Consider the following 24,983-nt stretch of genomic DNA (forward strand, 5'->3'; position numbering starts at 1 on the left):
GGCATCCGTCTCAGCTGGCGACGGATGCCGCGGCACGGCGCCGGTCGGCGGCGTCGATGGCGAGAAGGACGGACTCGAGCTGGTCCTCGCTGGCCCCGGACTCCTGACGGAGGAACAGCGCCCGCTTGAAGTCCTTGCGGGCGGCTTCGTAGTCTCCGGCGTCGAAGTGCACCTTCCCGCGGTGCTGGCACGCGAAGGCGCCGATGCCGGCCCAGCCCTGCCCCTCGGCCTCTTCGGCGCACGTCGTGAGCTCCTGCTCGGCGGCGGCGTACGCGCCGCGCGCCTGCAGCACGGTCGCGTGCAGGATGCGGGCCCGCAGGAGGTCTTTGCGGGTGCCCGCCATACGCGCGACGCGCACGGACTGCTCCGAGATCACCAGGGCGTCTTCCGGGCGATCGAGCACCTTGAGGAGCCACACCCGCTCGAGGAGCGCCGGCAGGCTGCGCTGCTCGCCGATCTCTTCGAGACGCTCCCGGCACTCGCTGGGATTCACCCGTTCGCGGAGAGTATCGGGATCGTACCCGCTGATATAGCTCACGTCTGACTCCCTTCGCCGCGCGGATGGCCCTACCAGTGTGCCTGCCGCCCGGATGGTCGCCGGCGTGCCACGCCGAGTCGTGATGGTCAGCGGCTGAAGACGGATGCCGAGGGCTTGGGCGACGGTGTCGCATCGGCGTCGGTGGCGACCCGGGCGCCCCGCGCGAAGTCCTCGAGCTCGCGCCCCTCCGCCACCTTGGCGGGGTGCGGACCGGCCGCCATGAGCCGGGGCAGCCACTCGGTCGGCAACGGCGCCGGGGACGCGGCGATCACGAGATTGCCGAAGCGCCGTCCCTTGAGCGTCTGCACCTCGGCGAGCACGATGACGTGCTCCAGCACCGCCTGTACCGTCGCGACCTCGCGGCGCGCGAACGCCAGACCCGCGCCGTCGGCGACGTTCACGAGCAGCACGCCGTCGGGGGAGAGGAAGCGGGCGGCCGCCGTGAAGAACTCGACGGTGGTGAGGTGCGCGGGCGTCTGCGCGCCCGAGTAGACGTCCGACACGATGAGGTCGGCGGCGCCGACCAGCCCGGCGGGAAGCCGCCCCAGGGCCTCACGGGCGTCTCCGATCCGCACGCGGATCGAGGCGCCCCGGGGCAGCGGAAGGTTCTCCCGCACGAGGTCCCACAGGGCCGGCTCGAGTTCGACGACCTGCTGCCGCGAGCCGGGGCGGGTCGCCTCGACGTACCGCGGAATCGTGAGGGCGCCGGCACCCAGGTGGATCGCCGTCAGCGGCTGCCCCGGCATCCGGAGACGGTCGATCACGGCACCCATGCGCGCCACGTACTCGAAGTGAAGGTGCGTCGGATCGTCGAGGTCGACGTGCGACTGCGGCGTGCCGTCGACGTCGAGCTCCCAGCCGCCGCCGAAGGCCGACGGCACGACGCGGGCGAGGGTGCCGTCCGACAGGCGCACGGAGGGGGCGGATGCTCCCACCTCCCGTGCGCGTGCCATGGTCCCACGTTAGCCCGGCCCTCGCCGCGTCGGGTCGCTCGATCGACGCTCCCGGGGGTGCGATGGACGCGGCTCGGAACGGCGCGGTTGATACTTCTGCGCTCGAAGAGCCGAACTCCACGCGCAGATCGCTCACTGCGAGGCATCCGAACACGCCGAAACAGAATCGAGACACAGGTGTAACCGACGGTGTGGCCGCGCCCGGGTAGCGTCGGACCCATCACACCCTGCTGAGGGCTGAGCGCACCCGAGCTTCACGATGACGTGCAGCGAGGCCCACACGATCTGGAAGGTGCACAGCACATGCTCCACACTGCGAGAAGGCGCTGGCTCACCGGCGTCGCCGCGGTCGCCGTCGGGGCGATCGTCCTCACCGCCTGCGCGAGCCAGCGCGACGACGGCGGCGACGGCGACGACGCATCCGGTGACGTCGACACGACTTTCGTGTTCGGCGCGTCGGGCGACCCGGCCAGCCTCGACCCGGCCTTCGCGAGCGACGGCGAGACGTTCCGCGTCGCCCGTCAGATCTTCGAGGGACTCGTCGGCACGGTCCCCGGCACCGCCGATCCGGCCCCGCTCCTGGCCAAGAGCTGGGAGCAGCCCGACGACACGACGTACGTCTTCACGCTCGAAGAGGGCGTCACGTTCCACGACGGCACGGATTTCAACGCCGAGGCCGTCTGCTTCAACTTCGACCGCCAGAACGCCTTCACCGGCGTCGCCGCCTCGCAGAGCATGGCGTACTACTGGGGCGTCATCATGCGCGGCTTCGGTGCCGACTCGATCTACGACAGCTGCACCGCCGACAGCGAGACCCAGGCGACGATCACGCTGAAGCAGCCGTTCGCCGGCTTCATCCCTGCGCTCTCGCTGCCCTCTTTCTCGATCCAGAGCCCGACCGCTCTCGAGAAGTACGGTGCCGACGACATCGGCGGCACCGAGGAGGCTCCCGTCCAGAGCGAGTACGGCCAGGGTCACCCCACCGGAACCGGCCCGTTCGTGTTCGACTCGATCTCACCCGGCGAGCAGACGGTGCTCAAGGCGAACCCCGACTACTGGGGCGAGCAGGGCGTGGTCGAAGAGGTCATCTTCCGGGTGATCGGCGACACGACGGCCCGCCGCCAGGCGCTCGAGGCCGGCAGCATCGACGGCTACGACCTCGTCGCTCCCGCCGACCTGAAGTCGCTCGAGGACGCGGGCTTCTCGCTCGTGAACCGCGACCCGTTCAACGTGCTGTATCTCGGCATGAACCAGGCCGCCCCCGGCCTCTCGGACCCGAAGGTGCGCCAGGCGATCGCGCTCGCGATCGACAAGGACGCGCTCATCACGCAGGTGCTCCCGGAGGGCACCGTGGCCGCGACGCAGTTCATGCCCGAGGCCGTGATCGGCTGGAACGAGGACGTCACGACGTACGACTACGACCCGGAGGCCGCCAAGGCCCTCCTGGCCGAGGCCGGCTACACGGACGCGAACCCGCTGACGATCACGTTCAACTATCCCGTGAACATCTCGCGGCCGTACATGCCCAACCCCGAGCAGATCTTCACCAACCTGCAGAGCCAGCTCGAGGCCGTCGGCATCGTCCTCAACCCCGTCACGAACGAGTGGGTCGAGTACCTCGACCTGATCCAGGGCGGCACGGACCACGGCATCCACCTGCTCGGCTGGACCGGCGACTACAACGACCCCGACAACTTCGTGGGCACGTTCTTCGGTCTGCCGACCAACGAGTGGGGCTTCGACAACGCCGAGCTGTTCGACGCGCTCACCGCGGCGCGCGGACTCGCGACCGAGGAGGAGCAGGAGACCGCCTACGCGGCGATCAACGAGCAGATCATGGAGTTCCTGCCGGGCGTGCCTCTCGCGCACCCGGTGCCCACCCTCGCGTTCGACGCGCGCGTCACGTCCTACCCGGCCAGCCCGGTGCAGGACGAGGTGTACAACATGGTGGAACTCAGCGAGTGACGCTGTGATCGGATGCCCCGTCCCGGCGAAGCCCGCCGGGACGGGGCATCCGGTTCCCTCCGTCCGCTCGCCCGCGACCGCCGGTCGCCGTCCCCGGAGATCCCCACGTGCTACGCACCATCGGCAGGCGTCTTCTCCTGCTCGTCCCGACCCTGTTCGGGCTGACCCTCCTCCTGTTCTTCTGGGTCCGCGCCCTCCCGGGCGGACCCGCCGTCGCCCTGCTGGGCGAACGCGCGACCCCGGAGCGGGTCGCCGAGATCAACGAGCTGTACGGCTTCAACGAGCCGCTGATCGCGCAGTACTTCACGTGGCTCGGCCAGCTGCTCCAGGGCAACTTCGGCGTGTCGATCCAGACCCAGCGGCCCGTGACCGAGGAGTTCCTGCGCCGCTTCCCCGCGACGCTCGAGCTGACCATGTTCGCGATCGTCCTCGCCGTGGGCGTGGGCATCACGATCGGCTACTGGGCCGCGCGCAGGCAGGGCAAGCCGGCCGATCACTTCGCCGTCTTCGCGAGCCTCATCGGCATCACGATCCCGGTCTTCTTCCTCGGCGTGATCCTCAAGTGGGTGTTCGCGGTGCAGCTCGGGTGGCTCCCGTCGGACGGCCGCCAGGACCCGCGGCTGGACGCCACCCACTACACGAACTTCTACGTCTTCGACGGCATCATCACAGGGGAGTGGGATGCCGCGTGGGACGCGTTCCTGCACCTCATCCTGCCCGGCATCGCGCTGGCGACGATCCCCCTCGCGATCATCACGCGCATCACCCGCGCCTCGGTGCTCGAGGTGCAGAACTCGGACTACGTCCGGACGGGCATGGCGAAGGGCATCTCGCGCGGCACCATCCGGGGCCGGTTCATCCTGCGCAACTCGCTCCTGCCGGTGGTCACCACGATCGGCCTGCAGTTCGGCCTGCTGCTGTCGGGCGCGATCCTCACCGAGTCGGTGTTCGCCTACCCCGGCATCGGATCGTTCCTGTCGCGCGCGATCTTCACGCGCGACTACCCGGTGCTGCAGGGGTTCATCCTCTTCATCGCCGTCATCTACGCGATCATCAACCTCGCGGTGGACGTCTCGTACAGCTTCATCGACCCGAGAGTGCGGGTGCAGTGATGACGCGCGCTCGGCTCATCGGACAACCCTTCGGAGGTGCGGCATGACGTCCGCGATGCTTCCCCCCGCCCCGAGCGGCGGACCCGTCGACGACACCGCGGTCGACGACAAGGAGCTGCTCGCCGCCAAGACCCGCGGCGGCGGATTCTGGCGCGACGTGTTCCGGCGGCTGCGCCGCAACCCGAGCGCCTGGGTCGGCGGCGTCATCATCGGGATCTTCGTGCTCGTCGCGATCTTCGCCCCGTGGCTGGCACCGTACGGGCCCGAGGAGCTCCCGGGCCAGCAGTACATCACCCCCGGCCACATCCCCGGTCCCGGCGAGGTCGCGGGCTTCCCCCTGGGGCTCGACCGCTTCGGCGGCGACATGCTCTCCAAGCTCATCTGGGGCGCGCGCGCCTCGCTCGTGATCGGCATCGTGTCGACGCTCGTGGGTCTGATCGGAGGCATGATCCTGGGGCTGATCGCCGCCACGTTCGGCGGCTGGGTCGACACGCTCATCATGCGCTTCGTCGACATCCTGCTGTCGGTGCCGTCCCTGCTGCTCGCGGTCTCGATCGCGGCGCTCATGGGGCAGACGCCCGTCGCGATCATGATCGCCATCGGTGCCGCCCAGGTGCCCATCTTCGCGCGCCTGCTGCGGGCGTCGATGCTGCAGCAGCGCTCGAGCGACTACGTGCTGTCGGCGGCGACGCTCGGCCTGGGTCGCGGACGCATCACGATGAGCCACGTGCTGCCGAACGCGGTGGGCCCGGTCATCGTGCAGGCGACGCTGTCGCTCGCGACGGCCGTCATCGAGGCGGCCGGGCTGTCGTACCTCGGCCTGGGCGGCGGCGTGCCGCAGACCGCCGAGTGGGGCCGCATGCTCACGTATGCGCAGCTCGAGCTGGCCGTCAACCCCTGGATCGCGATCCTTCCGGGCATCTGCATCACCGTCACCGCGCTGGGCTTCACGCTGCTGGGCGAGGCGCTCCGCGAGGCCATGGACCCCCGTACCCGCGCGCGCTGACCCTTCGACAGGCTCAGGGACCGGGTGAGCCCGGTCGCTGAACTTGTCGAAGCGCAGGGTCAGACGGCGATGTCGAGCTCGTTGCCGGGGATCGAGGCGAGGAGCCGCCGCGTGTAGGGGTCCCGCGGGTTGGTGAAGATCTCCTCGGAGGATGCCGCCTCCACGAGCTGCCCGTCCTTCATGACGCAGACGTAGTCGCTGATGAGGCGTACGACGGCGAGGTCGTGCGAGATGAAGAGGTAGCTGAGGCCGTACTCGCGCTGCAGGTCGCGCAGGAGCGTGAGCACCTGATCCTGCACCAGCACGTCGAGCGCCGACACCGGCTCGTCGCACACGATGAGGTCCGGCGAGAGTGCGAGGGCGCGCGCGATCGCCACGCGCTGCCGCTGCCCGCCCGACAGCTCCGACGGATACCGCCGCAGCATCGACTCGGGCAGCGCGACGTCGTCGAGCAGCTGCCGGACGCGCGCCGCGCGCTCCTTGGACGAGCCGCGCTTGTAGAAGTCGAGGGGCTCGGAGATGATGCGCTCGATCGAGAACATCGGGTTCAGCGACGAGTACGGGTCCTGGAAGATCGGCTGCACGCGCTGGCGGAACCGCTTGAGGGCGGCGCCCTTGAGGGACGCGACGTCCTGTCCGTCGAAGCGGATGGTGCCGGCGGTCGGCTCGACGACCTTCAGCATCATCCGCGCCGTCGTGGTCTTGCCCGAGCCGGATTCGCCCACGATCGCGACGGTCTCGCCGCGGGGGATCACGAACGACACGTCCTGCACCGCCGTGAAGTCCTCCTTGCTGCCCCGCACCTTGTAGACCTTGGTCAGCCCCTCGGCCTCCACGATGTAGTCGGGAGTGGGCTCTTCCTGCCCTGCGGGCTCCGCCCCGGCTGCCGGCCGTTCGATGACGCGCGCCGACGGGGCCGGTGCGATGTCGGGCTTCGGCGCCTCGGACGACGCGGTGCGGAACACCTCGGGCCGCAGGCGCACCGCCGCGACCGACGGCGCGGCCTTCACCAGTGCCTGGGTGTACGGATGCTGCGGATCCTCGAGGATCTGCCGCGCCGGGCCCTGCTCGACGATGCGTCCACGATTCATGACCACGACGCGCGACGCGCGTTCGGCGGCGAGGCCGAGGTCGTGCGTGATGAGCATCACGGCGGTGCCGCGTTCGCTCGTCATGCGCTCGAGCTGGTCGAGGATGGTCTTCTGCACCGTCACGTCGAGCGCGCTCGTCGGCTCGTCGGCGATGAGCAGCTTGGGGTCGCACGCGAGACCGATGGCGATGAGGGCGCGCTGGCGCATGCCGCCCGAGAACTCGTGCGGATACTGCCGGGCGCGGTCGGCGGCGTCGGGCAGGCCCGCCGCGGCGAGGGTCTCGACGACCTTGCGGTCGACGTCCCTCCGGGTGGCGAGGCCGTGGGCGAGGAGCGTCTCGGCGATCTGGCTGCCGATCCGGGCGACCGGGTTGAGGTTCGACATCGGGTCCTGCGGCACCAGCCCGATGGAGCGACCGCGGATCGTGCGCAGCACGCTCTCGGGCGCGCCCACGAGGTTCTCGCCCTCGAACAGGATGCTGCCCTGGGTCACCTTGCCGTTGCCGGGCAGGAGGCCGATGATCGCCATCGCGGTGGTGGACTTGCCCGAGCCCGACTCGCCGACAATGGCGAGCGTCTCACCGGCGGCGAGGTCGAGGTCGACGCCCTCGACGGCGTGCACCGGGCCGTCGATGGTCTGGAACTCGACGGCGATGTCGCGCACCTGGAGCAGCGGCGCCCCGGCCGCGAGACGTTCATGGGTTCGGGCCATGGGCTCCATCCTGCCCGGCGGCGCCGCGCGGCGCACCCGTTCCGCCCAGCCTTTACTCATCCGTAACGCGTGGGGCACAGTCAGGCGCAGGGCAGGCGCGGGCCGGGCCGGGCGTACCGTGGGATCCGTGACGGCGATCGACCTCAACGCGGACCTCGGTGAGACGGTGGACGGCGTGCCGACGGCCGACGACGAGGCGATGTTCGCGGTGATCTCGAGCGCGAGCATCGCGTGCGGCGGGCATGCGGGCGACGCCACTTCGATGCGCGCGTCAGTCGCGCGGGCGGAGCGGTTCGGTGTGGCAGTGGGCGCGCACCCCGCGTACCCCGATCCGGCGAACTTCGGCCGCGTGCCGGTCGCGATGGACGCGGGCGACCTCGCCGCAACGGTCCTCGAGCAGCTCGAACGCCTGCACCTCGCCGGCGCCGATCTCCGCTACGTCAAGCCGCACGGCGCGCTCTACCACGCCGTCATCGGCGACCGGGAACAGGCGGATGCCGTCGCCCGCGCTGTCGCCGGATTCTCGGAGCAGCTCGGCCGACCGATGCCCGTGCTGGGGCTGCCCGGCGAGATCGCGGCGGCTGCGGCATCCGTGGGTCTTCCCTTCGTGCGCGAGGCCTTCCTCGACCGCGGCTATCTTCCGGATGGCGGGCTGGTGCCGCGCGGGCAGCCGGGGGCGTTGCTCGACGACCCCGGGCAGGTCGCCGCGCGGGCGGTGCGGCTCGCACGCGAGGGCGTGGTCGAGGCGATCGACGGGACGCTGCTCGACGGTGCAGCCGCCTCGCTGTGCGTGCACGGCGACTCGCCGGCCGCCGTCGCCATGGCACGCGCCGTGCGGAGCGCGCTGGACGAGGCGGGCGTGGAGGTGCGGGCGCCGTGGTGACGCTTCGCCTCAGAAGGTCCACCGACGCCGGGGGGATCACCGAATCCGGGCGGATCGCGACCGGCCCGGCGGGGCGGCCGCCGTGCTGACTCCGCGGGTGCGGTCGATGGGGGAGCGGGCGTTCCTCCTCGAGGTCGAGGCGCTCGACGAGGTGCTGCCGCTGCACGCGGCGCTCGCCGCCACCTGGCCGGAGGGCGTCGTCGACCTTGTTCCCGCCGCGCGGACGGTGCTGGTCCGTGTCGATCCGAGGCGCCTGCCGCTGGCCGCTGCCCGCGCGTGGGCGCTCGCGGCGGCCGCAGACGCCGAGCCCGACGCCGACGCCGCAGGCCCGCTGGTCGAGCTCGACATCGTCTACGACGGGGCCGATCTCGCCGAGACCGCCGACCTGATCGGCACGAGCGTCGACGAGCTGGTGCGACATCACGTCACGGCCGAGTGGCGCGTCGCATTCACCGGCTTCGCGCCGGGCTTCGGCTACCTCGTCAGCGCGGGCTGGCCGTTCGACGTGCCGCGACTGGCGTCGCCCCGCACGCGAGTGCCGGCCAGGGCGGTAGGGCTCGCCGGCGCATTCTCCGGGGCGTACCCACGCGACACCCCAGGAGGTTGGCGGCTCATCGGCACGACGAACGCGGCACTGTTCGATCCGGATGCCGCGTCCCCCGCGCTCCTCGCACCGGGAACGCGGGTCCGGTTCCGACAGGTGACCGGTGCCCGTGCCGCCATCCCGCTCAGTGCGCCCGGAACAGGTGCGGCGGCGCAGCACGCACGTTCGGCGGCGGATCGAGCGGTCCCCGGCGGACGCAGCATCCGCATCCTCGAACCGGGCCTCCTCGCCACGCTGCAGGATCTCGGGCGCGAGGGCGCGGCATCCGTCGGGGTCGCCGTCTCGGGGGCGCTCGATCGCGCGGCCCTCCGCACCGCGAACCGCCTGCTCGGCAACCCCGAGGCAGCGGCCGCGATCGAGGTCACGATGGGCGGGCTGCGCGCCGTCGCCGAGGCCGATCTGTGGGTCGCCGTGACCGGCGCCTGGGGCGTCGTGCGCATCGGAGGGCGGGCGGTCGACCCCTACGAGGCGCATCGGTGGCCGGAGGGCTCCGAGCTGCACCTGGACTGGTTCTCGCACGGCGCGCGGGCGTACGTGGCGGTGCGCGGCGGGCTGGACGCGCATCCGGTGCTCGGCTCTCGGGCGACCGACCTGCTCGCGGGGCTCGGACCTGCGGCGCTCGGCGCCGGTGATGTGATCGACGTCCGCGACGACGCACGCGTACCCATCCCGGTGGCACCGCCCGCCGCCTGGGGTGCGCCGCATGACGACGAGCTCGAACTCGAACTGGCACCGGGCCCGCGCGCCGACTGGTTCGCCCCTGACGCGTTGACGACGCTGTACGACGCGGTCTGGACGGTCTCGAACCACGCCGACCGCGTCGGCGCGCGTCTCGACGGCCCCGAGCTCGCCCGCACGCGCCCCGGCGAGCTGCCGAGCGAGGGCATGGTGCCGGGGGCACTGCAGGTGCCGCCCAGCGGCCGGCCGACCATCCTCCTCGCCGACGGGCCGGTGACCGGCGGCTATCCTGTGATCGCGGTCGTGACGGATGCTGCGCTCGACCTCGTCGCGCAGGCTCGGCCGGGCACCCGCATCCGGTTCCGGCACGCCCGCGCGTCGGCGTGACGGAGCAGGAGCCCGGGGCTAATCACCGCCGGCCTCCAGCAGGTCGGCCGTCGCGCGCAGGATGGCCACGATCGCCGCGGTGCGCATCTCGGCGGGTGCGCGGTGTCCGTTCGTTTCGATGGTGGCGGATGCCGCGGCCGGAAGCCCGTCGCGCACCGAGGACAGCAGTCCTCGGGCGTTCAGGTCGCCTGCCGCTGACAGCAGCGGCCGCTGCTCGTAGGTGTCGTCGAGGATGTCGATGACCGTGCGGACGAACTCGCTGTTGCTCAGCGTGGGCGTCTGGGCGAACACCCGGAGGGCGGCCGACGTGAACACGCCGTGACCGTTGGTCTCCAGGGCGACCTGGTCGGGCTGGCACGCGCTGATCAGCACCTCCCGGCCGTCGGCCCGCTGCACGCGGGGCACCGCGGCGCGGTCGGTCTCGACGTCGACGACCCGCTTCCACGCAGCCGTACGGAAGGCGTCGGTGGGCGACGCGGCCCGCTCCTGGCGGAACGCCGCCTCCTCGTCGGCGTCGAGCACGGTCATGCGCGGGGTCGCGCCGGCGGGGATCTTCCGCGTCTCGAACTCGGCCGGCGTGATCTCTCGGTTCACCGAGCCGGAATGGCACGAGTCGAAGAAGAGCGTGACCGAGACGCCCTCGGGGATCGCGTCCCAGATGGCACCGAGGTCGTCATCGACGATGAGCTGCCCGTCCCGGAAGTCGACGGGGCAGAGGGCCTCGTCCTTCGGGCCGAACGCGTCGGTCTCGTCGCCGTCGAGGTCGGGAACGAACGTGCCGTGCCCCGAGAACTGGATCGCCACGATGTCGCCGTCTCGTGCCGACGACACTTTGTCGAGCATCGCCCGCAGGATCGCGTCGCGGGTGGCGTCCGCGTTGTGGATCGACTCCACCGTGAAGCCGGCGCCGCCCAGCGCCTCGGCCCAGGCCTCGGCGTCGGCCACGCAGCCGCTCAGCGGGTCCTTGGGGTACGCGTCGATGCCGATGCACAGCGCGAGCTTGCGCGGCGCCGCACCCCGGGCGCCGGTCGGCTCCGGGCGCGGTGCGGGCGTGAACTCGCTGACGTCGCGCGCACGGCTCGGGAAGACGGCGACGTGGTCGGCCTCGCCGCTGTCGGGAACTCCGACGACCCGGCGCGCGAGACTCATCATGGTCTCCTCGTCGTTGTCGAAGTCGCCGTGCGAGGTGGCCTGTGTGCTGCTGCGACGGCCGCGGGCGACCGGGCCGAGGACGAGACGCTCGGAGACGTCGCCGAGGTACGCCATTGTCCGCCCGGAGCGGCGCAGGTGCTCCTCGAGACCGAGGATCTCGGCATCCTTCTCCGCCTCGAACGACCGGGAGACCAGATACAGCAGCGACTTGCGATAGACCCCGGCCGTGTTGTCGCGCTTCTCCTGGTTCTCGTTCATCGTGAAGATCGACAGGTTCTCGATCTTGCCGGTCTCGGCGAGCGGCAGCAGCGTCGCCTCGAAGGTGTCGACGCGCACCGCCGGCGCGAGGAAGGTCACGCTCTTCACGCTGTCGACCTTGTCGTCGCCCTCGAACAGCCGCGGCACGAAGTGCGAATGGTAGATCGACCCCGCGCTGTGCCCCGCGATGTGCAGCTCGATGGCGCCGGCGTTGGCGGCCATGTACTCCCGGAGCGCCGCTGCGAGCACGTAGGCGCCGCCGGCCGTGCCGCCGTCGATGCTCGGCAGGCAGGCGCCGGCGGAGTCGACCTTCATGTCGTCCCAGAACTTCCGCCCGCCGAGCAGGCGGGCCGCCGCCTCCACCGCGAGATCGGTGAGGTCGGTGAACCCGCGCTTGCCCGCCTTGCCGCGGACGACGTCCTCGAGCGTCGTCTTGAACCCGCTCTCCCAGACGAGGTGGATGGGGTACACGCCGTTCTTCTTCCACCACCCGACCTGGCGCTCTGCCGTCTGCAGCCCCGCGGCCTTGTCGGTCAGCCCGCCGTGGGCCCAGATGAACACCGGCACGGGCGGCGGCGCCTCCCCGGCCGGCGTCTTCTTCGCCAGCTGGTCGACGAAGGCGGCGAGGTCGACGTCGACCATGCGCTTGACGTCGTCGGCGGTGGTCTTGAAGTCGTCGACGGTGCGCGGCCTGGCGCTCGCCGCCGTGGCGAGGCGTCCGTCCTCGGTGTGGACGACGTGCTTGCGCAGCGCCGTGAGCTGCGCCGCGCTGAGCGTCGCGCCACGGGCGGTCGCGGTGGTGTCGGGCATGATGTCACGTCCTGTCTGCTGGTGATGGATGGAGTCAGTGGTCGGCGCCGCCGGCGCGGACGGTGGGGACGAGCTTCGCGCGCGGATCGGCGAAGACCGTGAACGCGAGTGAGGTGAGGTCGCCGGATTCGCGGGCAGCTCGCCGTGCCGCGAGCACCGCCTCGCCGACGGTCGCGCGCTCACCCAGCGTCTGCGTATAGAAGGTGCGGACGAACAACGCGGTGACGTCGTCGCGCACCGCCCACGAGCACCCGATGAACACGCCGGCTCCGCCACGCAGGAACGCCTCGGCGAACCCGCCGAGTCCGGTGGCGCCCGAGCGGAGCCGGCCGACGTCGCATGCGCTGAGGAACACGAACGGAGCGGATGCCCCGGCCTGCGGCTCGTCGAGTTCGGGCAGGTCGCGCCGCGCGTCCGAGTCGGTGTACGACGCGGTGCCGTCGTCGTGGTCGGCCGAGAACGCGGCGAATGCGATCTCCTGGCCGCGCGGAGCGGCATCCCGCCAGCGGCCGTGCCCCGCGAAGTGCAGCAGGTCGAAGCCGTCCGCGATCGCCTGACGGAAAGCGGCAGGGTCGGCGGCGGAGCGCGGGGTGAGCGCCAGCAGGTCGCCGAGCGTCTGGATCTCTTCGCGGGCGCGCGGCAGGGCCAGGTTGTGATCGATGTACTCCGGAGCGACCGCCACGACCCGGCCGGTGTCGACGGGGAGGACGGTGGGATGCGTCGTCCCGTACATCCACCGCGTCAGCCCGAGGTCGCCGAGGAAGTAGCGCTCCGCATCGGGCCGCTGCCGGCGCGCGGGGACGAGGTGCACGATCTCCCAGGGGATGTCGAGCTCCCCCGACGTCTGCAGCACGAGCTGCGAGATCCTCCGGCGTCGACTCCACAGCAAGGAGTTGACGTCATCTCCCAGCAGGTCCTGTGCGATCCGGGCGCCGAGGGTGCGCACGTCGCGGCGGACCGTGTCAGCCGCTTCTTCGGCCTCGTCGGGATCATCCTCCACGGTCTGCCGATACGCCGATCTGATCGCGGCGAGGTCGGCGTAGATGCCCTCGACGTACGCGCTCTTGTCGTCGAGGTGCACCGAGTTGGTTACCACCTGTCGGCCGATCTTCGCCGTGATGAGCAGCTCGGAGCGGCCGCGCGAGATCGACTCGTCGATCACGAGCGTGGGGAGATCCGCGATGCTGCGCGGCGGCGCGGAGACGGATGCCGCCACCAGCCGTGTGTCTCCGGTGGCGTCACTGCCGTCGTCCGGGTCGATCGGCGCACTCAGCGCCAGGACGGCCAGCGGCGTGACCACGGGCCGCTGGGTGAAGGTCACCGTGATGTGGCCGCGCCCGGGGGAGTCGGGGATGAGCCGGAAGACGAGACGCCGGGGATCCTCGCCCCTCGCGGGCAGTGAGGTGGTGATGACCGGCGGGGTGCCGTCGGCGAAGGCGAGGCCGCGCAGCTGCATGGCGACGTCGATGTCGCGTGACGAGTCGAACCGCGCCCGGGCCTGCCTGCGCGCCGTACCGGCCGTCGGCGCGAGGTCCTCGAGCGAGAGCCTGACGACGGCATCGAAGGCGACGCCGGCGACGACGCGCGACGGCACCTCGGCGTCGACGACGGCGGGTACCGGCGTCGCGCCGTCCATGCCACCGGTGGGCGAGCTCGGAGCCGGCGCGGGCGGGGCCGTCGCCGGAGGTGCCGCAGGAACGGGACCGGGTGCGGCGGGAGCGGGTGCAGGCGGCGCCAGCCCGGGGGATCTGCTCCTGAACCCGCCGGTCCCGCCGATCGGTCCGTCGTCCACCGGCTCCGGAGCGAACGCCCCGTCGCCCTCGAAGTCCGGCGTCGCGGGCGGGGGAGCCGCGTCGGCGGTCGGCACCGCGGGTTCCTCGGCCACCTCGGTCGCACCGCCCATCCCCATCCCGCCGACGGCGGCCTGCGCTTCCAGCCAGGCGATGCCCGCCTCGGCCCCGCTGGCCATCACGGTCAGGTGAAGCGTCTCCCCGGACGCGAGCGCGATGCGCGCGCCGAAGCGGCGGTCCCCCTGATGCTCGAGGCGGATGAGCTCCGCGATCCCGTCGCGCACCGTGAGCGCGGCGTAGTGGAAGCCGTCGCCCGCCCGGACGAGCAGCGTCACCACGGTGTCCGCCCGAGCGTGGAGGACGACATCCGCCAGCAGTGTGACTCCATGCTCATCGGGCACGACGTCCGCCGGGGCCTGGTCGATGCGCACGTCGAGGGAGTCTCCGTCGCCTTCGACGTCGACTGTGCCGCGTGGCACGTCAGGAACCAGACCCATCTCGACCCCCCTCGCAGCGGTGCCCAGTCACCTTTGGATTCGAGGAGCGCAGTTCGGTGCACAGCATATGAGCACGCTCCTCACCGCACCAGAGCCCCTCGCGCGCGGTGCTGATACCTGAGAGCGGATGCCGGAGGCCGGCGCCTGCGGTCCGTGCGGCTACCAGGTGCGCAGGATGTCGGCGACGGTGTCCCACTCGTGTTCGGGCAGCGCGAGCTGCACCGCCTCGGCGACGGTGAGATCGGCGCCGGCGGTCTGGCCGGCATCGACGCTCTGCGGGTCGTGCCCGCGCAGGATCTCGAGGTACGGCGTGTGCACGGTGAACGCCTCGACGTCGAAGATGCCGATGCGCCGCCGGATCACGCCGGCGGCCACCGCCAGGGCTGCCGCACGCCAGGCCTCGCTGTGCGCGGCGGCGACCGCGCAGACCCCCTCCAGCCCGTACGCGACGCCCTCCTCGTAGTGCAGCCGGATCGACAGCAGCAGGGTGTGCACGAACTCGCGCTCGGCATCCTCGATGCGGCCCAGCTGGAAGTTGAGGCGTGCGCGCAGGTTGCCCGCGACAGAGGTGGTGAACAGGTCGCCGCGCGCCTCGGCGACCGAAGTGGCGCGATCGAAATGGGCGAGGGCGTCGTCGGTGGCGCCCCGCACCCACGCGAGCCGGCCGAGCGACACCTCGGTGATCGCCTCCGCCCACGTGTTGCCCCGCTCGCTCAGTGTCACGACGGCCTCGCGCAGCTCGGCCTCGGCTTTGTCGGTGTCGAGGTGGGAGAACTGCACGCGCGCCGTCGCGCGTGCGGCGAGCGCCATGGCTGCGGCATCCTCGTCGCCGCTCTCGGTGAACAGCCGGACGCACTCCCCGAGGCCGGCGATCACCTGCTCGCTGGGCCGTTGCCACATCTCGCCCCACAGGGCGAAGAACCAGGCGATCGCCCGGGTGCGCTGCGTGATCGGCTCATCGTGCTGCTTCTCGAGCAGCTCGAGCATCCAGACGCGCACCTCGGCGAAGAAGCCAGAGATCCACCAGTAGATGAGGAGGCTCCACGCGAAGTCGCCGGCGTCGTCGAGCCGGTTCGTGTAGATCAGGTGGCGGACCGCCGCGCGCAGATTCGGGAGCTCGAGCCCGAGGCGCACGACGGCCTCCGCCTGCCCGTCGCCACCCAGACCGGGGGCGAGCCGCTGCACGAGTGCGCGGTAGTAGTCGGCGTGGGCGCGGCGCACCTGCACGGCGTCGCCGCGGTCCTTCAGGCGCCCCAGTGCGTACTCGCGCACCATCGCGAGCAGCGAGAACACGCGCCGCCCGCCGACCTCGCCCTGCTTCACGAGAGAGCCGTCGATGAGCGCGGTGAGGGCGTCGATCGCGTCGTCGCCCCACGAGCGCCCCGCGCCGAGCGCCTCGACCGCATCGAGTGTGAACCGCGTCGCGAACACGCCGAGGTCCTCGAGCAGCTCGCGCTGCGTGTCGGGCAGCAGGCTCACGCTCCAGTCGATCGTCGCGCGCATCGTGCGGTGCCGCTCGGGAAGATCGCGGACGGCCGCCGTGAGCAGCGGCAGGCTGCGCTCGAGGCGCTCCGCGATACCCGCGGGGCTCAGGATGCGCACCTTCGCCGCGGCCAGTTCGATCGCGAGCGGCAGCCCCTCCAGCCTCCGGCAGATGTCGGCCAGGTCACCGGCGTTGTCGGCGGTGACGTCGAAGTCGGCGTCGATCGCGCGGGCCCGGTCGACGAACAGCGTCACCGCCGCGGACCGCGTCGCCCGATCCAGGCTCGCCGGTCCGTCGCCGGCCGGCATCGTCAGCGGTGAGACCTCGAAGACGCGCTCGCCGCGGATGCGCAGCACGATGCGGCTCGTCACCAGGAACGTGGCCGTCGGCGCCACGGTGTAGAGCCGCACCAGGACGGGTGCGGCATCCACGATCTGCTCGAAGTTGTCGAGCACGATCAGCACGCGCCGTTCGGCGAGCGCATGCGCGATGCGCTCCTCGAGGGCGGCTTCGCCGTTGTCGCGGATGCCGAGATAGTAGGCGATCGTCGGCAGCAGCAGTCCCGGCTCGAGCACGCCCTCGAGCAGCACGAAGTACACCCCGTCCGGGAACATGTCGCCGCAGGCCAGGGCGGTCTCGATGGCCAGGCGGCTCTTGCCGATGCCGCCGGGGCCGACGAGGCTCACCACGCGGTCGGTGCCGCGGGCGAGGAGCGTGCGCACGGCGTCGATGTCGGCCTCGCGGCCGATCGTCGGCGTGTAGGGGACGGGAACACGGCCGATCAGGGTCGGAGCCTCCGGCTCCAGCTCGGGCTCGGCGGTCGCTCGCGACTCGTCGAAGCGTTCGGCGAGGAGCATGGCCAGGTCGCCGGCGACCTGGTCTTCGAGGTCGGCGGCCGTGTGGAAGTGCAGGTAGGCGGCGGTGTCGTCGGCCTGGATGCGGGAGATGAGCCCGGTGAGACGTTCGTCGCGGGAGTCCGTGTCTTTGACGTAGATGAGCTTGGGCATCTCGCGGGGGGCGAGGTTGTACTCGTCTTCGAGTCCGGACACCTCCTCTTCGGGAGCGACCCACCCGTAGCTGGCGCCGTAGATGCCGACGAACACGTCGCTCTGGGCGAGGTAGGACCGGTAGAGGTCTCGAGGCGGGTGCGGGCGCGCGCCCAGCTCGAACATCACGGGCGCGAGTCGCAGGCGCTCGATGGCCGACCTCACTGCTTCACGTTCGTCGGAGAGCTCGCGCAGGGTCGAGCTCACGAACACCCGGATCCGCTGGTCGGGCGTGCGGATCACGGGGGATCGTCCCCCAGTCATGAGCACATCATGGACCCGGAGGGCCGGTCGCCGCCACGGGTTCAGAGCGTCGGTGTATCAGGAACGGCGCCCCGTCGGGCTTATACCGCAGCATCCAGAACTTTTCAAGAATCCGACTGGACACGGCGCGTCGTCCGACGTATAGTGGGTCTTTGCGCTCTTGGATTCCCCCTGCCCTCATATGGTGGTCGGCTGTGCCTGCGCCCCCCCGCGTTCACGCGAGGAGTGCCGCGCGGGTTTCGGGGAAGAGAGCACTCCACCTGACGACAAGGAAACGAGCCCTACGGGCCCACGGAGGTAATCCCCTTGGCTGCTGCGCGCAACGCATCCAACCCCACCACCCCCAAGAACGGCCGCGGAGCATCCCGCCTCTCGTTCGCCAAGATCTCCGACACGCTGACGGTCCCCGACCTTCTCGCGCTGCAGACCGAGTCGTTCGACTGGCTCGTCGGCAACGAGGCATGGAAGGCCCGCGTCGCCCAGGCGAAGGCCGACGGTCGCACCGACGTGCCCGAGATCAGCGGCCTCGAGGAGATCTTCGAGGAGATCAGCCCGATCGAGGACCTGAGCGAGACGATGCAGCTCTCGTTCACGAACCCGTACCTCGAGCCCGAGAAGTACTCCATCGAGGAGTGCAAGGAGCGCGGCAAGACGTACGCCGCCCCGCTCTACGTCGAGGCCGAGTTCATGAACCACCAGACCGGTGAGATCAAGACGCAGACGGTCTTCATGGGCGACTTCCCGCTCCAGACCGGCAAGGGCACCTTCATCATCAACGGCACCGAGCGCGTCGTCGTGTCGCAGCTCGTCCGTTCGCCCGGCGTGTACTTCGACAAGACGGCCGACAAGACGTCCGACAAGGACATCGTCTCGGCGCGCGTCATCCCCAGCCGCGGTGCGTGGCTCGAGTTCGAGATCGACAAGCGCGATCAGGTCGGCGTCCGCATCGACCGCAAGCGCAAGCAGTCGGTCACCGTCTTCCTCAAGGCGCTCGGCCTGACCAGCGAGGACATCCTCGCCGAGTTCGCCGGCTTCGACTCGATCGAGGAGACGCTGTCGAAGGACACCATCCTCACCAAGGAAGACGCCCTCCGCGACATCTACCGCAAGCTCCGTCCGGGCGAGCAGGTGGCCGCCGAGGCCGCGCGTGCGCTCCTGGACAACTTCTACTTCAACCCGAAGCGCTACGACCTCGCGAAGGTCGGCCGGTACAAGATCAACCACAAGCTCGGCCTCGACAAGCCGCTGTCGGACTCGGTGCTGACGGTCGACGACATCGTCGCCACGATCAAGTACCTCGTGCGCATCCACCGCGGCGACGCCACCTTCGACGGCGTGCGCGGCGGCAAGCCGGCCGAGATCCGTCTCGACATCGACGACATCGACAACTTCGGCAACCGTCGCATCCGCGCGGTCGGAGAGCTCATCCAGAACCAGGTCCGCACCGGTCTGTCGCGCATGGAGCGCGTCGTCCGCGAGCGCATGACCACGCAGGACATCGAGGCGATCACGCCGCAGACCCTGATCAACGTCCGCCCCGTGGTGGCCGCGATCAAGGAGTTCTTCGGAACGTCGCAGCTGTCGCAGTTCATGGACCAGAACAACCCGCTCGCGGGTCTGACGCACAAGCGCCGCCTCTCGGCCCTCGGCCCCGGCGGTCTGTCGCGTGAGCGCGCCGGCGTCGAGGTCCGCGACGTCCACCCGTCGCACTACGGCCGCATGTGCCCCATCGAGACGCCTGAAGGCCCGAACATCGGTCTGATCGGCTCGCTGGCCTCGTTCGCGCGCATCAACGCGTTCGGGTTCATCGAGACGCCGTACCGCCGCGTCGTCGACGGCAAGGTCACCGACCAGATCGACTACCTGACCGCCTCCGAGGAGAGCGACTACATCGTCGCCCAGGCCGGTGTCGAGCTCAAGGCCGACGGCCGCTTCGCCCAGGACCGCGTCCTGGCGCGCCGCGGCAACGGCGGCGAGGTCGACCTCTTCCACTCGGAGGAGATCGGCTACATGGACGTCTCGCCGCGCCAGATGGTGTCGGTCGCGACCTCGCTCATCCCGTTCCTCGAGCACGACGACGCGAACCGCGCCCTCATGGGTGCGAACATGCAGCGCCAGGCCGTGCCGCTGCTCCGCTCGGAGTCGCCGGTGGTCGGCACGGGCATGGAGGGCTTCGCCGCGATCGACGCCGGTGACGTCGTCACCGCCGACAAGGCCGGTGTCGTCGTCGAGGTCTCTGCGGACGTCGTGACGGTGCAGCTCGACGAGGGCGGCACGCAGGACTACTTCCTCCGCAAGTTCGACCGTTCGAACCAGGGCACGAGCTACAACCAGCGTGTCGTGGTCTCGGCCGGCGAGCGCGTCGAGGCCGGCGAGGTCATCGCCGACGGTCCCGCGACCGAGAACGGCGAGCTCGCGCTCGGCAAGAACCTCCTCGTCGCGTTCATGACGTGGGAGGGTCACAACTTCGAGGACGCGATCATCCTGAGCCAGGACCTGGTGAAGGACGACACCCTCTCTTCGATCCACATCGAGGAGTACGAGGTCGACGCCCGCGACACGAAGCTCGGCAAGGAGGAGATCACCCGTGATCTCCCCAACGTGAGCCCCGACCTGCTGAAGGACCTCGACGAGCGCGGCATCATCCGCATCGGCGCCGAGGTGCGTCCCGGCGACATCCTCGTCGGCAAGGTCACGCCGAAGGGCGAGACCGAGCTGTCGGCCGAGGAGCGTCTGCTGCGCGCCATCTTCAACGAGAAGAGCCGCGAAGTCCGCGACACGTCGCTGAAGGTGCCCCACGGTGAGCAGGGCACGATCATCGCGGTCAAGGAGTTCAACGCCGAGGACGGCGACGACGAGCTCGGCTCGGGCGTCAACCGCCGCGTCGTGGTCTACATCGCCCAGAAGCGCAAGATCACCGAGGGTGACAAGCTCGCCGGCCGTCACGGCAACAAGGGCGTCATCGCGAAGATCCTCCCCGTCGAAGACATGCCGTTCCTCGCGGACGGCACGCCGGTCCAGGTCATCCTGAACCCGCTCGGCATCCCGGGTCGAATGAACTTCGGCCAGGTCCTCGAGCTGCACCTCGGCTGGATCGCCCAGCAGGGCTGGAAGGTCGAGGGCACCCCGGAGTGGGCCACCTCGCTGCCCGAGCAGGCACTCGAGGCGCCGGCCGGCACCAAGGTCGCGACCCCGGTGTTCGACGGTGCCTTCGAGGCCGAGATCGCGGGTCTGCTCGACTCGACGACCCCGAACCGCGACGGCGAGCGCCTGATCGACTCGACGGGCAAGACGCAGCTGTTCGACGGCCGCTCCGGCGAGCCGTTCCCGGCTCCGATCTCGGTCGGCTACATGTACATCCTGAAGCTGCACCACCTCGTGGACGACAAGATCCACGCGCGCTCGACGGGCCCGTACTCGATGATCACCCAGCAGCCGCTCGGTGGTAAGGCGCAGTTCGGCGGTCAGCGCTTCGGTGAGATGGAGGTGTGGGCCCTCGAGGCCTACGGCGCCGCATACGCGCTGCAGGAGCTCCTCACGATCAAGTCCGACGACATCCTCGGCCGCGTCAAGGTGTACGAGGCCATCGTCAAGGGCGAGAACATCCAGGAGCCCGGCATCCCCGAGTCGTTCAAGGTGCTCATGAAGGAGATGCAGTCGCTCTGCCTGAACGTCGAGGTCCTCTCGGCCGACGGCACGGCGGTCAACCTCCGCGACACCGACGATGACGCCTTCCGCGCCGCCGAAGAGCTCGGCATCAACATCTCCAGCCGCTTCGAGTCGTCGTCGATCGACGAGATCTAAGCGCGCCAGGTAACGAACGAATTTCCGACACAGGAGAACCAGTGCTCGAATCAACCACTTTCGATCAGCTTCGCATCGGCCTGGCCACCGCTGACGACATCCGTCGTTGGTCCTACGGCGAGGTCAAGAAGCCCGAGACCATCAACTACCGCACCCTGAAGCCCGAGAAGGACGGTCTGTTCGGCGAGCAGATCTTCGGCCCCTCGCGCGACTGGGAGTGCGCGTGCGGCAAGTACAAGCGCGTCCGCTTCAAGGGCATCGTCTGCGAGCGCTGCGGCGTCGAGGTCACCAAGTCCTCGGTCCGTCGTGAGCGCATGGGCCACATCGAGCTCGCGGCGCCTGTCACGCACATCTGGTACTTCAAGGGCGTCCCGTCGCGCCTCGGGTACCTGCTCGACATGGCACCGAAGGACCTCGAGAAGGTCATCTACTTCGCCGCGTACATGGTGATCTCCGTCGACGAGGAGGCTCGCCACCGCGACCTCTCGACGCAGGAGAACAACATCCGCCTCGAGCTGAAGACGCTCGCCGACCGCCGCGACGCGCGTGTCGCCGCTCGCCTCCAGAAGCTGGAGGAGGAGCTCGCCGCGCTCGAGGAGGAAGGTGCCAAGGCCGACCAGAAGAAGAAGGTCAAGGACGCCGCCGAGAAGGAGATGGCCGGTATCCGCAAGGGCACCGACGACCAGATCACCCGTCTCGAGAAGGTGTGGGAGGACTTCCGCACGCTCGAGGTGGGCCAGCTCAAGGGTGAAGACGAGATCTTCCACGAGCTGCAGGACCGCTTCGGCCAGTACTTCGAGGCCCACATGGGCGCCGAGTCCATCAAGCGCCGCCTCGAGGCGTTCGACCTGGCCCAGGAGTCCGAGGACCTGCACCTGCAGATCTCCGAGGGCAAGGGCCAGCGCAAGATCCGCGCGATCAAGCGCCTGAAGGTCGTCAACTCGTTCCTGCAGACCGGCATGAGCCCGGCCTCGATGGTGCTCGACGTCGTCCCGGTGATCCCGCCGGAGCTGCGCCCGATGGTGCAGCTGGACGGTGGCCGCTTCGCGACCTCCGACCTGAACGACCTGTACCGTCGCGTGATCAACCGCAACAACCGCCTCCGTCGCCTGATCGACCTCGGTGCCCCCGAGATCATCGTCAACAACGAGAAGCGGATGCTGCAGGAGGCCGTCGACGCGCTGTTCGACAACGGCCGCCGTGGTCGCCCCGTCACGGGCACGGGCAACCGTGCGCTCAAGTCGCTGTCCGACATGCTCAAGGGCAAGCAGGGCCGGTTCCGTCAGAACCTGCTCGGCAAGCGCGTGGACTACTCGGGCCGTTCGGTCATCATCGTCGGCCCGCAGCTCAAGCTCCACCAGTGCGGTCTGCCCAAGCAGATGGCGCTCGAGCTGTTCAAGCCGTTCGTGATCAAGCGCCTGATCGACCTCGGTCACTCGCAGAACATCAAGGCGGCCAAGCGCGCCGTCGAGCGCACGCGTCCCGAGGTCTGGGACGTGCTCGAGGAGATCATCCGCGAGCGCCCCGTGCTGCTCAACCGCGCACCCACGCTGCACCGTCTCGGCATCCAGGCCTTCGAGCCTCAGCTCGTCGAGGGCAAGGCGATCCAGCTGCACCCGCTCGTCTGCGCCGCGTTCAACGCGGACTTCGACGGCGACCAGATGGCCGTCCACCTGCCGCTGTCGGTCGAGGCTCAGGCCGAGGCCCGCATCCTGATGCTCGCGTCGAACAACATCCTGAAGCCGTCGGACGGCCGTCCGGTCACCCTGCCCTCGCAGGACATGATCATCGGCCTGCACCACCTGACCACGGTCAAGGAGGGCGCCGCCGGTGAGGGTCGTGTGTTCGGCTCGGTCGGCGAGGCGATCCTGGCCAAGGACGAGGGCACCCTCGACCTGCAGGCCAAGGTCCGCATCCGCGTCCCCGGGCTCACGTTCCTCGAGGGCGAAGCGCCCGAGGGCTACGAGCGCCACGGTCTCGTGGACGCGTCGCTCGGCCAGGCGATCTTCAACGACACGCTCCCCAAGGGCTACCCGTTCGTCCGCGAGCAGGCCGACAAGGGCAAGCTGTCGCAGATCGTCAACAAGCTGGCCGAGGAGTACCCGAAGGTGGAGGTCGCGGCTTCGCTCGACCGCATCAAGGACGCCGGCTTCTACTGGGCCACCCGTTCGGGTGTCACGGTGGCGCTGAGCGACATCCTCACGCCCCCCAACAAGGGCGAGATCGTCGCGGGCTACGAGAAGCAGGCCGCGAAGGTCCAGGCGCAGTTCGAGAAGGGTCTCACCACCGACGCCGAGCGTCGTCAGGAGCTCATCAAGATCTGGACCGAGGCGACCGACGAGGTCCAGAAGGCGATGCGGGACAACTTCCCGGCCGACAACACCATCAACCGGATGGTCTCGTCGGGTGCTCGTGGTAACTGGCTGCAGATCCGCAACATCGCGGGTATGCGAGGCCTGGTGAACAACCCCAAGGGTGAGATCATCCCGCGTCCGATCATTTCCTCGTACCGCGAGGGTCTGTCGGTGGCGGAGTACTTCATCGCGACGCACGGTGCCCGTAAGGGTCTGGCCGACACGGCCCTCCGTACGGCCGACTCGGGATACCTGACCCGTCGTCTGGTGGACGTCTCGCAGGATGTCATCATCCGCGAGGAGGACTGCGGCACCACCAAGGGCCTCGAGTTCACCATCGCCGCCCCCGGCGCCGACGGTGCGCTCGTGCGCGACGCGAACGTCGAGAACTCGGTGTTCGCCCGCACGCTCGCGGCCGACGCCGTCGACCCGAAGGGCGAGGTCGTCGCCTCCGCCGGTGAGGACGTCGGCGACGTGCTCATCGACAAGCTCGTCGGCGCGGGTGTCGAGTCGATCAAGGTCCGCTCGGTTCTCACCTGCGACTCGGCGGTCGGCGTCTGCGCCAAGTGCTACGGCCGTTCGCTCGCGACCGGCAAGATCGTCGACATCGGCGAGGCCGTCGGCATCATCGCGGCCCAGTCGATCGGTGAGCCCGGCACGCAGCTGACGATGCGTACCTTCCACACCGGTGGTTCCGCGTCGGCCGACGACATCACGCAGGGTCTTCCCCGCGTGCAGGAGCTGTTCGAGGCCCGCACCCCGAAGGGCGCGTCGCCGATCGCCGAGGCCGATGGCCGCATCACGATCGACGAGACCGAGAAGTCGAAGAAGGTCATCCTCACGCCCGACAACGGCGACGAGCCGCACGTCTACCCGGTCCTGAAGCGCGCGACGCTCCTGGTCGAGGACGGGCAGCGCGTCACGGTCGGTCAGCCTCTCCAGGTCGGCACGCTCGACCCCAAGGAGGTCATGCGCGTGCAGGGTGCCCGCGAGGTGCAGAAGTACCTCGTCAACGGCGTCCAGGGCGTGTACCGCTCGCAGGGTGTGCCGATCCACGACAAGCACATCGAGGTCATCGTCCGTCAGATGCTGCGGAAGGTCACCGTGGTCGACCACGGCGACACGACGCTGCTGCCGGGTGAGCTGGTCGACTTCAAGAAGTACCAGAACATCAACCGCGAGACCGTGGCCGAGGGCAAGCGCCCCGCGTCGGGTCGCCCGGAGCTGATGGGTATCACGAAGGCGTCGCTCGCGACCGAGTCGTGGCTGTCGGCCGCGTCGTTCCAGGAGACCACCCGCGTCCTGACGCAGGCGGCCATGGAGGGCAAGAGCGACCCGCTCGTCGGCCTCAAGGAGAACGTCATCATCGGAAAGCTCATCCCCGCCGGAACCGGCCTCGCGAAGTACCGCGATGTCACGGTCGAGGCGACGGAGGAGGCGAAGAGCGAGCGGTACCCCAACCGCATCTTCGCCTCGGACGGCGCATACACCGATGCCGACCTGAGCTACGTCGACTTCGACAGCTTCTCCACCGACGGTTTCACGACCGACTACAACTGAGTCGACCGGGTCCCGACGGGACCCGCACGTCGCGGCG

General features: G+C 70.1%; 13 protein-coding genes. 7 read left to right on the plus strand and 6 right to left on the minus strand.

Features of this window, described 5'->3' with window-relative positions; genetic code table 11:
- Positions 1-10: 10 nt before the first annotated feature.
- Together NCG93_RS07665 and NCG93_RS07670 are read right to left on the minus strand one after the other, a co-directional pair.
- On the minus strand, positions 11-538 hold the full coding sequence (locus tag NCG93_RS07665; RefSeq protein ID WP_194414545.1) for a hypothetical protein: 528 nt from the start codon (positions 536-538) through the stop codon (positions 11-13).
- An 86-nt stretch (positions 539-624) separates the two neighbouring features.
- A complete protein-coding gene (locus NCG93_RS07670) occupies positions 625-1,491 on the minus strand; it encodes a spermidine synthase (RefSeq protein ID WP_194414544.1) in 867 nt (288 codons plus the stop codon).
- Positions 1,492-1,794: 303 nt separating this feature from the next.
- On the opposite strand from NCG93_RS07670, the gene NCG93_RS07675 reads away from it, so the two are divergent.
- The 3 genes from NCG93_RS07675 (at position 1,795) to NCG93_RS07685 (ending at position 5,574) form a co-directional block, all read left to right on the plus strand.
- Positions 1,795-3,456 (plus strand): ABC transporter substrate-binding protein, encoded by a 1,662-nt coding sequence (locus tag NCG93_RS07675; RefSeq protein ID WP_194414543.1) that lies wholly within the window; start codon positions 1,795-1,797, stop codon positions 3,454-3,456.
- Positions 3,457-3,563: 107 nt separating this feature from the next.
- A complete protein-coding gene (locus NCG93_RS07680) occupies positions 3,564-4,568 on the plus strand; it encodes an ABC transporter permease (RefSeq protein WP_194414542.1) in 1,005 nt (334 codons plus the stop codon).
- Positions 4,569-4,611: 43 nt separating this feature from the next.
- Positions 4,612-5,574, plus strand: a complete 963-nt coding sequence (locus NCG93_RS07685) for an ABC transporter permease (RefSeq protein ID WP_194414541.1) — start codon at positions 4,612-4,614, stop codon at positions 5,572-5,574.
- A gap of 59 nt (positions 5,575-5,633) precedes the next feature.
- On the opposite strand, the gene NCG93_RS07690 is transcribed toward NCG93_RS07685, so the two are convergent.
- Positions 5,634-7,376, minus strand: a complete 1,743-nt coding sequence (locus tag NCG93_RS07690) for an ABC transporter ATP-binding protein (protein WP_194414540.1) — start codon at positions 7,374-7,376, stop codon at positions 5,634-5,636.
- Positions 7,377-7,503: 127 nt separating this feature from the next.
- Between NCG93_RS07690 and NCG93_RS07695 the strand changes: the two genes are divergently transcribed.
- Positions 7,504-8,259 carry a LamB/YcsF family protein gene (locus tag NCG93_RS07695; RefSeq protein WP_194414539.1) on the plus strand — a complete coding sequence of 252 codons (756 nt, stop codon included), beginning with the start codon at positions 7,504-7,506 and terminating at the stop codon, positions 8,257-8,259.
- 82 nt (positions 8,260-8,341) lie between these two features.
- Positions 8,342-9,928 (plus strand): 5-oxoprolinase subunit B/C family protein, encoded by a 1,587-nt coding sequence (locus NCG93_RS07700; RefSeq protein WP_252787482.1) that lies wholly within the window; start codon positions 8,342-8,344, stop codon positions 9,926-9,928.
- Positions 9,929-9,946: 18 nt separating this feature from the next.
- Here NCG93_RS07700 and NCG93_RS07705 read toward each other — a convergent pair whose 3' ends face one another.
- The 3 genes from NCG93_RS07705 to NCG93_RS07715 all read right to left on the minus strand — a co-directional run bounded on the left by NCG93_RS07705 (position 9,947) and on the right by NCG93_RS07715 (position 17,228).
- A complete protein-coding gene (locus NCG93_RS07705) occupies positions 9,947-12,148 on the minus strand; it encodes a caspase family protein (protein WP_194414538.1) in 2,202 nt (733 codons plus the stop codon).
- A gap of 34 nt (positions 12,149-12,182) precedes the next feature.
- A complete protein-coding gene (locus tag NCG93_RS07710; protein WP_194414537.1) occupies positions 12,183-14,435 on the minus strand; it encodes a DUF7363 domain-containing protein in 2,253 nt (750 codons plus the stop codon).
- 159 nt (positions 14,436-14,594) lie between these two features.
- Positions 14,595-17,228, minus strand: coding sequence for an ATP-binding protein (locus NCG93_RS07715; protein ID WP_194414536.1), 2,634 nt, complete (start codon positions 17,226-17,228; stop codon positions 14,595-14,597).
- Positions 17,229-17,534: 306 nt separating this feature from the next.
- Here NCG93_RS07715 and rpoB point away from each other — a divergent pair, with 306 nt between their 5' ends.
- Together rpoB and rpoC are read left to right on the plus strand one after the other, a co-directional pair.
- Positions 17,535-21,032: a DNA-directed RNA polymerase subunit beta gene (rpoB, locus tag NCG93_RS07720; RefSeq protein WP_194414535.1), complete on the plus strand. Its 3,498-nt coding sequence runs from the start codon at positions 17,535-17,537 to the stop codon at positions 21,030-21,032.
- Positions 21,033-21,073: 41 nt separating this feature from the next.
- A complete protein-coding gene (gene rpoC, locus NCG93_RS07725) occupies positions 21,074-24,946 on the plus strand; it encodes a DNA-directed RNA polymerase subunit beta' (RefSeq protein ID WP_194414534.1) in 3,873 nt (1,290 codons plus the stop codon).
- The last annotated feature ends 37 nt before the right edge of the window (positions 24,947-24,983 follow it).

This window comes from Microbacterium yannicii, from assembly GCF_024055635.1.
In the GTDB taxonomy this organism is placed as follows: domain Bacteria; phylum Actinomycetota; class Actinomycetes; order Actinomycetales; family Microbacteriaceae; genus Microbacterium; species Microbacterium yannicii.

Excerpts from the sequence above, each read along its gene's own strand:
- NCG93_RS07690 (WP_194414540.1), bottom strand. The coding sequence starts at position 7,376 with ATGGCCCGAACCCATGAACGTCTCGCGGCCGGGGCGCCGCTGCTCCAG.
- NCG93_RS07675 (WP_194414543.1), top strand. The coding sequence starts at position 1,795 with ATGCTCCACACTGCGAGAAGGCGCTGGCTCACCGGCGTCGCCGCGGTC.
- NCG93_RS07705 (WP_194414538.1), bottom strand. The coding sequence starts at position 12,148 with ATGCCCGACACCACCGCGACCGCCCGTGGCGCGACGCTCAGCGCGGCG.
- NCG93_RS07685 (WP_194414541.1), top strand. The coding sequence starts at position 4,612 with ATGACGTCCGCGATGCTTCCCCCCGCCCCGAGCGGCGGACCCGTCGAC.
- NCG93_RS07715 (WP_194414536.1), bottom strand. The coding sequence starts at position 17,228 with ATGACTGGGGGACGATCCCCCGTGATCCGCACGCCCGACCAGCGGATC.
- NCG93_RS07670 (WP_194414544.1), bottom strand. The coding sequence starts at position 1,491 with ATGGCACGCGCACGGGAGGTGGGAGCATCCGCCCCCTCCGTGCGCCTG.
- NCG93_RS07710 (WP_194414537.1), bottom strand. The coding sequence starts at position 14,435 with ATGGGTCTGGTTCCTGACGTGCCACGCGGCACAGTCGACGTCGAAGGC.